Source organism: Actinopolyspora lacussalsi subsp. righensis (assembly GCF_900116555.1).
Lineage (GTDB): Bacteria > Actinomycetota > Actinomycetes > Mycobacteriales > Pseudonocardiaceae > Actinopolyspora > Actinopolyspora lacussalsi.
This window is the reverse complement of sequence record NZ_FPAT01000003.1, coordinates 149334-162141: the sequence shown is the minus strand read 5'-3', so window position 1 is coordinate 162141 and position 12808 is coordinate 149334. Positions and strand designations below refer to the sequence as shown.

At 67.1% G+C, this 12808-nt stretch carries 11 protein-coding genes and 1 riboswitch; of the genes, 7 read left to right on the top strand and 4 right to left on the bottom strand.

Features of this window, described 5'->3' with window-relative positions:
• Positions 1-65: 65 nt before the first annotated feature.
• On the bottom strand, positions 66-1337 hold the full coding sequence (thrC, locus tag BM394_RS06850) for a threonine synthase (protein ID WP_092975539.1): 1272 nt from the start codon (positions 1335-1337) through the stop codon (positions 66-68).
• 13 nt (positions 1338-1350) lie between these two features.
• Positions 1351-1481: riboswitch (SAM riboswitch) on the bottom strand.
• A gap of 106 nt (positions 1482-1587) precedes the next feature.
• On the opposite strand from thrC, the gene holA reads away from it, so the two are divergent.
• On the top strand, positions 1588-2568 hold the full coding sequence (holA, locus tag BM394_RS06845; RefSeq protein WP_092976239.1) for a DNA polymerase III subunit delta: 981 nt from the start codon (positions 1588-1590) through the stop codon (positions 2566-2568).
• Between the two features lie 135 nt (positions 2569-2703).
• On the opposite strand, the gene rpsT is transcribed toward holA, so the two are convergent.
• The 3 genes from rpsT to BM394_RS06830 all read right to left on the bottom strand — a co-directional run bounded on the left by rpsT (position 2704) and on the right by BM394_RS06830 (position 4406).
• A complete protein-coding gene (gene rpsT, locus BM394_RS06840) occupies positions 2704-2964 on the bottom strand; it encodes a 30S ribosomal protein S20 (RefSeq protein ID WP_092924347.1) in 261 nt (86 codons plus the stop codon).
• 308 nt (positions 2965-3272) lie between these two features.
• Complete coding sequence (locus tag BM394_RS06835) at positions 3273-3479, bottom strand: type II toxin-antitoxin system antitoxin (protein WP_092975536.1); 207 nt, start codon at positions 3477-3479, stop codon at positions 3273-3275.
• A gap of 9 nt (positions 3480-3488) precedes the next feature.
• The gene (locus BM394_RS06830; RefSeq protein ID WP_092975532.1) at positions 3489-4406 is read right to left on the bottom strand and encodes an SPFH domain-containing protein; all 918 of its coding nucleotides are present in this window, start codon (positions 4404-4406) and stop codon (positions 3489-3491) included.
• 208 nt (positions 4407-4614) lie between these two features.
• Between BM394_RS06830 and BM394_RS06825 the strand changes: the two genes are divergently transcribed.
• From BM394_RS06825 to BM394_RS06800, 6 genes are all read left to right on the top strand, one after another.
• Positions 4615-4998, top strand: coding sequence for a VOC family protein (locus BM394_RS06825; RefSeq protein WP_092975529.1), 384 nt, complete (start codon positions 4615-4617; stop codon positions 4996-4998).
• A 176-nt stretch (positions 4999-5174) separates the two neighbouring features.
• Positions 5175-7037 (top strand): translation elongation factor 4, encoded by a 1863-nt coding sequence (gene lepA / locus BM394_RS06820; RefSeq protein ID WP_092923523.1) that lies wholly within the window; start codon positions 5175-5177, stop codon positions 7035-7037.
• Between the two features lie 223 nt (positions 7038-7260).
• The gene (locus tag BM394_RS06815; RefSeq protein WP_092975526.1) at positions 7261-7734 is read left to right on the top strand and encodes an OsmC family protein; all 474 of its coding nucleotides are present in this window, start codon (positions 7261-7263) and stop codon (positions 7732-7734) included.
• 527 nt (positions 7735-8261) lie between these two features.
• On the top strand, positions 8262-10625 hold the full coding sequence (locus tag BM394_RS06810) for an arylsulfatase (protein ID WP_092975523.1): 2364 nt from the start codon (positions 8262-8264) through the stop codon (positions 10623-10625).
• Entirely contained in the window at positions 10618-11625 is a 1008-nt protein-coding gene (locus BM394_RS06805) for a formylglycine-generating enzyme family protein (RefSeq protein ID WP_092975520.1), read from the top strand. Before BM394_RS06810 ends, BM394_RS06805 begins: the two co-directional genes overlap by 8 nt.
• A complete protein-coding gene (locus tag BM394_RS06800) occupies positions 11595-12500 on the top strand; it encodes a LysR family transcriptional regulator (protein ID WP_092975517.1) in 906 nt (301 codons plus the stop codon). Before BM394_RS06805 ends, BM394_RS06800 begins: the two co-directional genes overlap by 31 nt.
• The last annotated feature ends 308 nt before the right edge of the window (positions 12501-12808 follow it).

Genomic DNA, 12808 nt, shown 5'->3' with positions numbered 1-12808 from the left:
GCAAGCGTCCGCCTCAGCGACCGGTAACCGACCGAGCGCGAAAGGCGCTCAGCGGCACCGTTCCTTCAGAGGTTCAGTGCCTCGTCCACTGCTTCGGTACTCGGCGCCACGGTGGCCTTCGGACCGACGTGCTCCTGCAGCGAGTCCATCGTCTTGAGACCGTCGCCGGTGATCATCAGTACCGTCTCCGAGTCCGGGTCCAGTTGTCCGGACTCGATCAGCTTCTTCGTGGTGGCCACGGTGACGCCGCCCGCGGTCTCGGCGAAGATGCCTTCCGTGCGAGCCAGCAGCCGGATGCCCTCGACGACCTCCTCGTCGCTGACGTCCTCGATCGCACCGTTGGTGCGGCGCACGGTGTCGAGTACGTACGGACCGTCGGCGGGGGCGCCGATCGCCAGCGAACGCGCGATGGTGTCGGGCCGCACCGGCTGCACCACGTCGTGGTTCTGCTTGTAGGCGTCCGCGACGGGGGAGCAGCCCGTGGCCTGCGCACCGAAGATCCGGTAGGGACTCTGTTCCACCAGCCCGACCTCGCCGAGCTCGCGGAAGCCCTTGTCGACCTTGGTGAGCTGTGATCCGGAGGCGATGGGAACCACGACCTGCTCCGGAATGCGCCAGCCGAGCTGTTCGGCCACCTCGAAGGCGAGGGTCTTGGACCCTTCCGAGTAGTAGGGCCGCACGTTGACGTTGACGAACGCCCAGTCCTCGTGTTCCCCGGCCAGCTCGGTGGCCAGGCGGTTCACATCGTCGTAGTTGCCGTCGACGGCCAGCAGCGAGCCGTCGTAGACGGCGGTCATCAGTACCTTGGCGCGTTCCAGCGAGGAGGGAACGAGCACCACCGAGTCCCAGCCCGCGCGTGCCGCGGCCGCTCCCACCGCGTTGGCGAGGTTACCGGTGGAGGGGCACGCCAGTACCTTGAAGCCGAACTCGCGCGCGGCCGCCAGTGCCACCGCCACGACCCGGTCCTTGAAGGAGTGGGTGGGGTTCCCCGTGTCGTCCTTGATCCAGATGCGTTTGACGCCCAGCGCGTTGGCGAGCGCGTCGGCCCGGACCAACCTCGTACAGCCCGGATCGGTGTTCGGGTGCCGCTCCACATCGGACGGAACCGGCAGCAGGTTCTTGTAGCGCCAGATCGAGCGCGGGCCGGACTCGATGTCCTCCCTGCGCACGCGGCCGAAGTCGTAGGCGACTTCCAGCGGCGAGAAGTCCTCCAGGCAGACGAACTCCGGAGCCAGGGGCTGCCGATGCCCCTCTTCCTTGGATACGAGCTCGGCCGCGGGGCCGAGGTCGAACTTCCGGTCGGTCGTCTCGGACTGTGTTCGGGCGGCAGCTGTCATCGCGAGGTCCTTCCCCTCATCTGTCCCGCTGGCGGGTCGGAATTGGCACCGTTTTCGTCGATCCGCGCCACGAACGTGGTCGCGGTGCCGACGCTGGTTGCCGGGGCTTCGCCGGGCCGGTCCCTCTGCCCCTCTGGATGAGCTATCCAAGTTGTTTCGGCAACGCTACGGCATGAACCCGTCATCCGACCACTTTGATCCAGCATCCGGGACGGGGTTGACCGTCGGCCCGAGTGGGAGAATGCGGACCATGAACTCGGCTCCCGCCTCGTTGCATCTCGTGCTCGGTGACGAAGAACTGCTGGTCGAGCGTGCTGTTTCCGAATCCCTCGCCGCCGCTCGCCGGGCCGATCCCGAAGCCGAGCTACGTCGTTCCAAGGTGAGTGACCTCACCCCTCCCGAACTCGACGAGATGCTGAGTCCCTCGTTGTTCGCGGAGGGGCGCGTGATCGCGTTGGACAGCGCGCAGGACGCGAGCAAGGAGATCGCCGAGGCGGTGCTCCGCCACGCGCGCGCTCCGGCCGAAGGGGTGGTGCTCGTGGTGCTGCACAACGGTGGTGGCAGGGCAAAGCACGCCAAGGAACTCCCCGGTGAGCTGCGCGGTATGGGGGCCGCCGTCACCGAGTGCAACCGGATCACGCGGCCCGCCGAGCGGGAGAGCTTCGTCCGGGCGGAGGCCACCAGGGCCGGTGGACGCATCGACTCGGCCGCGGTGAGCGCTCTCGTGGAGACGGTGGGCAACGACCTGCGCGAGTTGTCCTCCTCGGTGTCCCAGCTGGTCGCCGATACCGACGGTAAGGTCGACGAGGCCGCGGTACGGCGTTACCACCAGGGCAAGGCGGAGGTCACCGGCTTCGTGGTGGCGGAGAAGGCCGTGATGGGGGACCGGGCCGGCGCTTTGGAGGCGTTGCGCTGGGCGCTGCAGCTGGGGGTGCCGCACGTGCTGATCGCCGATGCGTTGGCCGATGCCGTGCGCACCATCGGGCGAGTGGCCAGTGCCGGAGGCGGGGATCAGTACCGGCTCGCGCGGGAGCTCGGTATGCCGGCCTGGAAGGTCAAGAAGGCGCTCTCGCAGGCCCGGGGCTGGAACGCTGCGGGAGTGACCGAGGCGATGCAGCTGGTCGCTTCGCTCAACGGCCAGGTCAAGGGGCAGGCCGCCGATGCCGACTACGCCCTGGAACGCGCGGTGCTGGGGTTGATCGCGAGCCGGAGTTCCCGGAACCAGGGCTGAGCTGGAAAGTCGGGCGGGGCGTCGGGCAGCGAGGGGGCAGACGGCGTACGGGCCTCTCCGCGGCGTGCGAAGAGGCCCGTGTACCGGCGTTTCCCGAACGGTTCCCGATCGCCGTCGACCGTCCGGGGAGTCCGATCAGAGCTGGTTGAGCTGCCTGGCCATCGAGGACTTCTTGTTGGCCGCCTGGTTGCGGTGGATGACGCCCTTCTTGGCGGCCTTGTCGACCAGGCGGGTGGCGGCACGCTCCATCTCGGCGGCCTTTTCCTTGTCACCGGTGGCAGCGGCCTCGCGGAACCGACGCATCGCGGTCTTCATCGAGGTCTTGACCGACTTGTTGCGAAGACGGTTGCGCTCGTTGATCAGGACTCGCTTCTTGGAGGACTTGATGTTGGCCACTGTTGCGCCTCTTTCGCTGATCGACTCGAATGTCGCGACCGCGCTCGAACGGCGCTGCCCCCGTCGGGAAACGCTTCGGTTCACCGGGGTTTCCCGGTTCACCGGCGGTTCCGGCACGACGGTTCGCGGGCAGCCTTCCTCCACGTCGGAAATGCCGCGCGGTGCGATCGACCATCGTAGCAACACCGCGTCACGCCGCCGCGCCCGGTTCCGCTGGTCAGGGCGCTGCCCGCTGGAGACGCCCGATGAGGAGGCCAGGAGTCCCCACCCGTACACCCAGTAGCGCTGGTGGGTGCCGTCGTGGTCGCTCAGTCCGAGTCGTCGTCCTTGCGGGGCCTTCCCCTGCCGCGCTGCCGTCCGGTCTCACCCGGCAGTCTGCCCGCATCCTGCAGCGCCTTGCGCAGCAGGAACTCTATCTGCGCGTTCGTGCTGCGCAGTTCGTCGCCAGCCCAACGCGCGAGCGCGTCGTGTACCGCCGGATCCAGGCGGAGCAGGAAGCTCTTGCGGGATGCCACGCGACTACCTCACTGGTACAGCGAGCCGGTGTTGACCACCGGTTGGGTCGCCTTGTCACCGCAGAGCACGACCAGCAGGTTGCTGACCATCGACGCCTTGCGCTCCTCGTCCAGTTCCACGATCTCGTCTTCTGCCAGCTGACCGAGCGCCGACTCGACCATGCCGACCGCGCCCTCGACGATGCGCTGCCGTGCGGCCACGACCGCGTCGGCCTGCTGGCGCTGCAGCATCGACTGCGCGATCTCGGGAGCATACGCGAGGTGGGTGAGCCTGGACTCGACGACCTTCACACCCGCCGAGTGAACCCGGTCGGCGATCTCCTTGGAGAGCTTGGCGGTGATCTCCTCGGCGTTCTCCCGCAGCGAGAACTCCTGTCCGCCCCTGGTGTCGTAGGCGTAGTTGGTCGCGATGTGCCGTACGGCCGTTTCCGTCTGAGTCTGCACGAACTCGACGAAGTCGTCGACGCTGAAGGAGGCCTGTGCGGTGTCATCGACCTGCCAGACCACCACGGCGGCGATCTCGATGGGGTTGCCCTCGGCGTCGTTGACCTTCATCACGCTGGTCTCGTGGTTGCGGATCCGGGTGGAGATGCGCGTCCGGCCGGTGGTCAGCGGATTGACCCAGTGCAGTCCCTCCTGGCGCAGTGTCCCCGTGTAGCGGCCGAGGAACTGCAGTACCCGTGCTTCGCCGGGTGAGACCGTCACCAGCCCGGCCAGGCTCACCAGGGTGGCGACTTCCAACACGATCCCGGCCGCGAGTAACCACCAGGTGGAGGTCACTCCGCCGAGGGCTGCCAGCGCGGCGGCCAAGAGGAGCAGCAGGACGCCCAGTCCGAGCGTCGGGAGTCCCGGGGCTCTTCTCGCGGGCTGTTCCCTGATCTCCGACTCCGGCATCACCACTCCCGTTCCGGTTTCCTCGGTGCCCATCCGGTTCCTCCTCTGGCGTGTTTCGTGATTTCTGGAAGACATCATAGTGATATCACTTTTTCGGTGTGGGGGCAAAGCCCGAAATCGCCGGATGATCTCGGTTGCTCGTAGGAGACCTGCGGGGGGCGCTCGTGGATTTCGCGCGAAATCGCCACGCGAGCGTTGTCGCTGCTCGGCGGATCCCTACTCGATCGGGTAGGACGGGGGCATGGAGGTTCTCAACAGCAGGATGATCCTGCGTCCCGGCGACCACGATCGCTCGGTGCGGTTCTACCGCGACACGCTCGGGCTCGCGATCCACCGCGAATTTCCCGGTGGCACGGTGTTCTTCCTCGGGCAGGGACTGCTGGAAGTGTCCGGAAGCGGCAGCAGCGGCCCCAGTGAGGACCAGATGCTGTGGCTGCAGGTGCGCGACGCCGCCGAGAGCGTCCGTGAACTGCGCGAGCTCGGCGTCGAGGTGCTCGCCGAACCGGAACGGCAACCCTGGGGGCTGATCGAGGGAACCGTCGCCGACCCCGACGGGATGCGGATCGTGCTGGTGGAGGTGCCTCCCGAACATCCGCTGCGCAGTGACGTTCGGCAACATCCCTGACGCGCTGTCGGTGCGGCCCCGGCGGGGCGGTCGGTTCAGCCGCCCGTCCCGCTCCGCCGCGACGCATCCCGTGCGGTCGTACTTCCGGGTTGGGGTCGGGTATTCCGCACTTTCGTGGGACCATGGGCACGCAGCCCTGCCCGTACGCGAGTCGACATCCCGCGAGGAAGACTTCAGTGAGCACCTTCGCAGACACGACCTTCACGTCTCCTGAACGCATCAGGAACTTCTGCATCATCGCCCACATCGACCACGGCAAGTCGACGTTGGCCGACAGGGTGTTGCAGCTCACCGAGGTGCTCGACGAGCGCGCGTACCGGGACCAGTACCTCGACCGGATGGACCTGGAGCGCGAGCGCGGCATCACGATCAAGTCCCAGAACGTGCGACTGCCGTGGCAGGTCGACGGTGAGGACTACGTGCTGCACCTGATCGACACCCCCGGCCACGTCGACTTCACCTACGAGGTCAGCCGCTCGCTCGCCGCTTGCGAGGGGGCGATCCTGCTGGTGGACGCCGCCCAGGGGATCGAGGCGCAGACTCTGGCCAACCTCTACCTGGCCATGGAGCACGACCTGGAGATCATCCCCGTGCTCAACAAGATCGATCTTCCCGCCGCCGACCCCGACCACTACGCCGCGGAGCTGGCCCACATCATCGGCTGCTCGGAGTCCGACGTGCTGCGGGTCTCGGCCAAGAGCGGTGAGGGTGTCGCCGATGTGCTCGACGCCGTGGTGCTCAACGTTCCCGCGCCGGTCGGCGAGCACGACTCGCCGGCCAGGGCGATGATCTTCGACTCGGTCTACGACACCTACCGGGGCGTGATCACCTACATCCGTGTGGTCGACGGCAGCATCACCCCGCGCGAGAAGATCCGGATGATGTCGACCGGAGCCACCCACGAGCTGCTCGAAGTCGGCATCATCTCACCCGACCAGAAACGCTCCGAGGGACTCGGGGTCGGTGAGGTCGGCTACCTGATCACCGGTGTCAAGGACGTCCGCCAGTCCCGGGTGGGTGACACGGTGACCTTCGCCAAGAACGGTGCCGAGCAGCCACTGCCCGGCTACCGTGACCCGATCCCGATGGTCTACTCCGGGCTTTACCCGATCGAGGGATCCGACTATCCGGTGCTGCGTGACGCGCTGGACAAGCTGCTGCTCAACGACGCCGCGCTGACCTACGAACCGGAGACCTCCGGTGCGCTCGGTTTCGGTTTCCGCTGCGGCTTCCTGGGGCTGTTGCACCTGGAGATCACCAGGGCGCGACTGGAGCGCGAGTACAACCTCAATCTCATCTCCACCGCTCCCAACGTGGTCTACGGCGTCACCCTGCAGGATGGCACTGAACTGGAGGTCACCAACCCCTCGGACTGGCCCGAGGGCAAGATCCAGGAAGTGCGCGAGCCGATCGCGAAGTGCACCGTGATCGCTCCCTCCGAGTTCGTCGGCGCGATCATGGAGCTGTGCCAGAGCAGGCGCGGGCGGCTCGACAGCATGGACTACCTCTCCGAGAGCCGCGTCGAGCTCCGCTACACCATTCCGTTGGCCGAGATCGTGTTCGACTTCTTCGACCACCTCAAGTCGCGTACCCGCGGCTACGCTTCCATGGACTACGAGGAGTCCGGCACGCAGGCCTCGGACCTGGTCAAGGTCGACATCCTGCTGCAGCACGAGGCGGTGGACGCCTTCAGCGCGATCGTGCACAAGGACAACGCCTACTCCTACGGCACCAAGATGGCCTCCAAGCTCCGAGAGCTCATTCCACGCCAGCAGTTCGAGGTGCCGATCCAGGCGGCCGTGGGTTCGCGGATCATCGCCCGCGAGACGATTCGCGCCATGCGCAAGGACGTGCTCGCCAAGTGCTACGGCGGTGACATCAGCCGTAAGCGCAAGCTGCTGGAGAAGCAGAAGGAAGGCAAGAAGAAGATGAAGACGGTCGGCCGTGTCGAGGTGCCGCAGGAGGCGTTCGTGGCCGCGCTGTCCACCGACGAGTCCGCCAAGGACGATTCCAAGGGAGACTCCAAGGGCAAGAAGTAGCCGGACGGGAAGTAGCGGCGGGGCCTTGTCGCCCCGGTTTTCGCCGGGCTCGTTCGATGGAGCCTCCCGCCCTCTCCACACCCGGGTTCCGGTGCTCGTCCGGCGTTGCAGCCTGTCGGAGCCCGTCGAACCGTTGCGCGTTCCGGGAAAACGGCGAGTCCACACCGGACCGTGTTCCCTAGAATCGATCTTCGCCGCAGTCGAGGGTCGAAACGAGGGAACGATGTCCGAACGACACGAGTACGAGACCGTGGTGCGCTGGACCGGGAACCGTGGAAGCGGTACCGATGAGTACGACTCCTACGGTCGTGAGCACCTGATCGAGGTCGTGGGCAAGGCGCCGCTGCGCGGCTCGGCCGATCCGGCCTTCCTCGGGGATCCGGAACTGCTGAACCCGGAGGAGCTGCTGGTGGCCTCGCTCGCGCAGTGCCACATGCTCTGGTATCTGGGGATCTGTGCCTCCTCCGGCGTCGTGGTCACCGACTACCGCGACGCGGCTCGCGGCACCATGACCGAGGAGCGGGGCGGTGGAGGTCGTTTCACCGAGGTGGTGCTGCGACCGGTGGTGACGGTGCGGAGCGAGTCGATGCGCGACAGGGCCGAGAAACTGCACGAGCAGGCGCACCGCAAGTGCTTCATCGCCAATTCCGTGAACTTTCCGGTCCGTCACGAGCCCGGTATCCGCGTGGTGAGCTGATCGGACCGGGGGCGATCCGGCCTTCTTCCCGGAACCTCGGGTGTCGATTTCGCGCGAAATCGACACCCGGGAGCGGCGGGATATCACTCCGCTTCGGGCACTCAGCGTGGTTCGTTGGTTACTTGTCCGGTGGCGACAAATATTCGGTTGGTGTGACGCCTGTCCCGCACTGCCGTTTTCGCTATTGCCTATAGATACTGTCTATGTCTTTAATTCAAAAATTGTCTGGCGAGTGTCTGATTTGTGTGGTGACCTGCGCTTATCTTTCGTTGGCCTCGATTCCGCGTGGCGGTGTGGTGAGCCGTTTCGGTGTCTCGGGGGTTGCGTTTCCGGCGCCGTCGGCTAGTATGCCCCAGCGAATAACGGCGGTTTCGACGAGTTCGGTAATCCGGTGAAATCGTCGGTTGGTGCCCACGGGTGCGCGTGATTGATCAAAGACGATCCTCGTCCGCCACCCGCGGTTTTTCGTTTTCGACCGGTGGGCTACCGGACGCTGTCCCGATCATTGCGATTTCAGGAGGTCTGGCATGAGTGATCCGGAGATGTCGCGGACGAGTCTCCCGATCCGGGGAGCGACTCGGCAGCACGCGTCATCGCTGGACATCCGCGAGCAGGATCCACCGTTCTCCCCGCCGGAGCCGCCGAGCGCGCCCGAGGGGGCTCCCAACGTGGTGGTCGTGCTGCTGGACGACATGGGTTTCGGCGCTCCCAGCGCGTTCGGCGGGCCGTGCGAGATGCCCACGGCCGATCGACTGGCCGGGGGCGGGCTGCGCTACACGCGGTTCCACGTGACCGCGGTGTGCTCACCGACCCGGCAGTCGCTGCTGACCGGACGCAACCACCACTCGGTGGGGATGGGAGTCACCACCGAGATGGCCAGCGCCGCTCCGGGCTACAACGGGATACGGCCGCTGAGCGCGGGAACGATGGGTCAGATCCTGGCGGGTAACGGCTACAACACCGCGGCGTTCGGCAAGTGGCACCAGACCCCGGCGCGCGACGTCAGCGTGGCGGGTCCGTTCGATCGCTGGCCCACCGGTGAGGGCTTCGAGAAGTTCTACGGCTTCGTGTGCGCGGAGATGAACCACTGGTACCCCGTGCTGTTCGACGGCACCACACCGGTGGAACCCGACCGTGGGCCGGAGGACGGCTATCACCTCTCCGAGGACCTGGTCGACCGTGCGATCGACTGGGTGCGCGACCAGAAGTCACTCAAGCCCGAAACCCCCTTCTTCGCCTACCTCCCCTTCGGCGCGACCCACGCGCCCTACCACGTTCCGAAGGAGTACCGCGACAAGTACCGGGGCAGGTTCGACCACGGTTGGGACCGGCAGCGTGAGATCACCCTGGAACGACAGAAGGAACTGGGAGTCGTTCCCCCCGAAACGGAACTGGCCCCGTGGGCCGAGGGCGTGCCGCACTGGGACGAACTGTCCGAGCAGGAGAGGGAGTCCGCCGCCTCGTTGATGGAGCTCTACGCGGGATTCGCCGAGCACACCGACGACCAGATCGGCCGTCTCGTCGACGAGCTGGAGCAGCAGGGCGAACTCGACAACACCCTGTTCGTCTACATCCTCGGCGACAACGGCGCCTCCGCGGAGGGCGGACTCGGTGGGACGCTCAACGAGCACCGGCACGCCAGCGGTATCCCCGACGACGCCGAGACGATCAACCGCCACCGGGAGGAACTGGGTGACGCGACCACGCACGCCCACTATCCGGTCGGCTGGGCGCTGGCGATGAACACGCCGTACCAGTGGACGAAACAGGTCGCCTCGCACTTCGGCGGAACCAGGGACGGCATGATCGTGCACTGGCCACGCGGTATCGCCGAACGCGGTGGTATCCGCGACCAGTTCCACCACGTCATCGACGTGCTGCCCACCGTCCTAGAAGCGGCCGGGATCCCACAGCCCGATGAGGTCAACGGGGTCACGCAGCAGCCGGTCGAGGGCACGAGCATGCTCTACAGCTTCAACGACGCCTCGGCGGCGGAACGCCGCCGGATCCAGTACTTCGAGATGGTGGGCAACCGGGGCATCTACCACGACGGCTGGATGGCGGTCACCAGGCACGGCACCCCGTGGGACATGGTGCAGGACGGCACCCGGCACTACTTCGACGACGACCGCTGGGAGCTCTACGACACCAATGTGGACTGGAGCCAGGCCCACGACCTCGCGGCGGAACACCCGGGCAAACTCCGGGAACTGCAACAGCTTTTCCTGGTGGAGGCCAGTCGTTACAACGTCTTCCCCCTCGACGACCGCATGACCGAGCGGGAGAACCCGCGCGAGGCCGGGCGGCGCGACCTGCACGGCGACCGTCGGTCGATCACGTTCCACGCCTCCGCCTCGCGGTTGACCGAGGAGACGGCGCCCAACGTCAAGAACCGCTCGCACACCCTGACCGCCCGTATCGAGGTCCCCGAGTCCGGTGCGGACGGAGTGCTGGTGGCCCAGGGCGGACGGTTCGGCGGCTGGTCGCTGTACGTGCACCGGGGGCGCGCCTGCTACGCGTACAACTACTTCGGGCTCGAGGTCTACCGGGTGAGCACGGATGAACCGCTCCCCACCGGCGAGCACGAGATCGTGTTGGACTTCGCCTACGACGGCGGCGGTGTCGGCATGGGCGGTACCGCGACCCTCCACGTCGACGGTGAGCAGCGCGGGCAGCAGCGGGTGGGCGGCACCATTCCGTACTACTTCGCCTTCGACGAGACGTTCGACATCGGAGTCGACCGTGCGTCACCGGTCACCGACGACTACCCACCGGTGGACAACGCCTACACGGGCACGCTGCACAGCGTGCGGGTGGATCTCGGCGACGATCTGCACAGCGACAGCGACAGCGAACGTGACCGCGAACTGTTCAGGGCGGCTCATGACTGACACGACAACGGGAGACTGCTGCGCACCCACGCGGACCGCGAGCGGTGCGCCGCGGACGGAGACGGTACGCACCCGGGTCCACTCCGGTTCCACCGCGGGGTTGGTGCGGCTCGACGGCGGCGAGTTCCGGATGGGAAGCGAGCGGGACGAGGCGTACCCGCAGGACGGCGAGGGGCCGGTGCGGACGGTGCGGCTCGACCCGTTCTGGATCAGCCCGACAGCCGTGTCGGTGGCCGACTTCGCCGCCTTCGTGGACGCCACCGCCTACCGCACCGACGCCGAGCGTTGGGGGTGGTCGTTCGTGTTCGGCGGGTTGTTGCCGGACGACTTCCCACCCACGCGCGGAGTCGCCGCCGCTCCCTGGTGGCGCCAGGTCGAGGGCGCCTACTGGTGGCGGCCGGAGGGGCCGGGCTCCGATGCCGGGGACCGGCCGGACCATCCGGTCACCCACGTGTCCTTCCGGGACGCGCTCGCCTACTGCGACTGGGCCGGGCTGCGGCTGCCGACCGAGGCCGAGTGGGAGTACGCGGCCAGGGGAGGGCTCGAGGGAAGCCCCTTTCCGTGGGGTGAACAGCTGGAGCCTTCCGGTCGGCACCGGATGAACGTCTGGCAGGGTGAGTTCCCCGGGCGCAACGAGTGCTCGGACGGCTGGTACGGAACCTGCCCCGTGGACGCCTTCGAACCGAACGGTTACGGGCTGCACAACACGACCGGCAACGTTTGGGAGTGGTGTGCCGACCGGTTCGATCCGGACTTCCCGGCACGGGACACCCGGATCAACCCGAGGGGGCCCGACAGTGGGGAACGGCGCAGTGCGCGCGGCGGTTCCTACCTGTGCCACGAGTCCTACTGCCGGCGTTACCGGGTTTCGGCGCGTCAGGGAGTCACCCCTGACTCGTCCATCGGCAACATCGGGTTCCGGTGCGTCCGCGACGTGTGGCCGAGTGACGAGGATCAGGAGGCGGCGGGATGGAACGCAGGGAGCTCGAGTACTTCCTGACCATTGCCGACCAGGGCAGTTTCACGGCCGCGGCCCAGACGCTGCGCGTCGCGCAACCCTCGCTGTCGCACGCGATCGCGTCGTTGGAGAACCGGCTCGGCGGCAGGGTGTTCCACCGGCTCGCACAGGGAGTGAGCCTGACCCCGGCGGGCGAGGCGCTGCTGGAACCGGCACGGCAGGTGATGCGTGACTTCAGCACGGCCACCGACTCGGTGCGCAGAGTACTGGGGCTCGCGGGCGGCAGGCTGGACATCGTCGCCCAGACCACCCTGGCCGTGGATCCGCTGGCCGATCTGGTCGGTTCGTTCCTGCGCGTGCATCCGAAGGTGGCCGTGCGCATCACGGATCCCGAGCTGGGATCCGATGTCACGGCCGCCGTACGGGCGGGCGAGTGCGAGCTCGGCATGGTCGACTCGACCGAGGAGACGGTGGACGATCTCGGCAGCATGGTGCTGCCGGGGCGGGAGTTCCTGGCAGTGCTGCCCGCTTCGGCCGATCCGGGACGTTCCGCGCTGACGCCCGCCGACCTCGCCGCGCTGGACTGGGTCAGTACTCCGAAGGGAACCGCGCCCCGCGAGGTCATCGAGAACACCGTGGGAACCCAGGGCAGCAGTCCACACGTGGCGGTCGAGACCGCCCACCAGGCGATGATCGTGCCCAGCGTGCTGGCCGGAGCGGGGGCCACGCTGCTGCCCGCGTCGATGGCCCGGGAGGCCGCCGAGCGCGGCGCGGTGACCGTCTCGCTGCGGCCCCGGGTGATCCGGCGCGGGGTGCTCTTCTGGCGCCGGGGTCCGCTGTCGCCCTCGGCGGCGGAGTTCGTGAGCCTGGTGGAGGAACTCGTGCGACGTGGACCGGGATACCGCTCCCGGGAGTAGTGGTCTGGTGCGGGGCGCGGACCAACGGCCCTCGTTCGCCGCGCACCGCGGAGCGGTACGGATCGTTCCCACCTCGAAAGACGAGACGATTCGGTTCGGAATCGTCTCTTTCGGAAACCGAGAGGTTCGATGAAATGAGGGTTTTTTCGAAACCTGTCTCGGTTGGCTCGGTGAAATCGTTGGACGGTGGGGAAGCGACTGTCGATTCTGATGCGGAAGGATGTTCCGGTAATTCTGGTCGTGTTTGTTCGTCGGTGGGCAATACCGGGAGTGGAAGGGAGGTTGTGCTCGATTATGCTCACATCGGA

Excerpts from the sequence above, each read along its gene's own strand:
- BM394_RS06810 (WP_092975523.1), top strand. The coding sequence starts at position 8,262 with ATGAGTGATCCGGAGATGTCGCGGACGAGTCTCCCGATCCGGGGAGCG.
- BM394_RS06815 (WP_092975526.1), top strand. The coding sequence starts at position 7,261 with ATGTCCGAACGACACGAGTACGAGACCGTGGTGCGCTGGACCGGGAAC.
- BM394_RS06800 (WP_092975517.1), top strand. The coding sequence starts at position 11,595 with ATGGAACGCAGGGAGCTCGAGTACTTCCTGACCATTGCCGACCAGGGC.
- thrC (WP_092975539.1), bottom strand. The coding sequence starts at position 1,337 with ATGACAGCTGCCGCCCGAACACAGTCCGAGACGACCGACCGGAAGTTC.
- holA (WP_092976239.1), top strand. The coding sequence starts at position 1,588 with ATGAACTCGGCTCCCGCCTCGTTGCATCTCGTGCTCGGTGACGAAGAA.
- BM394_RS06825 (WP_092975529.1), top strand. The coding sequence starts at position 4,615 with ATGGAGGTTCTCAACAGCAGGATGATCCTGCGTCCCGGCGACCACGAT.
- BM394_RS06830 (WP_092975532.1), bottom strand. The coding sequence starts at position 4,406 with ATGGGCACCGAGGAAACCGGAACGGGAGTGGTGATGCCGGAGTCGGAG.
- BM394_RS06805 (WP_092975520.1), top strand. The coding sequence starts at position 10,618 with ATGACTGACACGACAACGGGAGACTGCTGCGCACCCACGCGGACCGCG.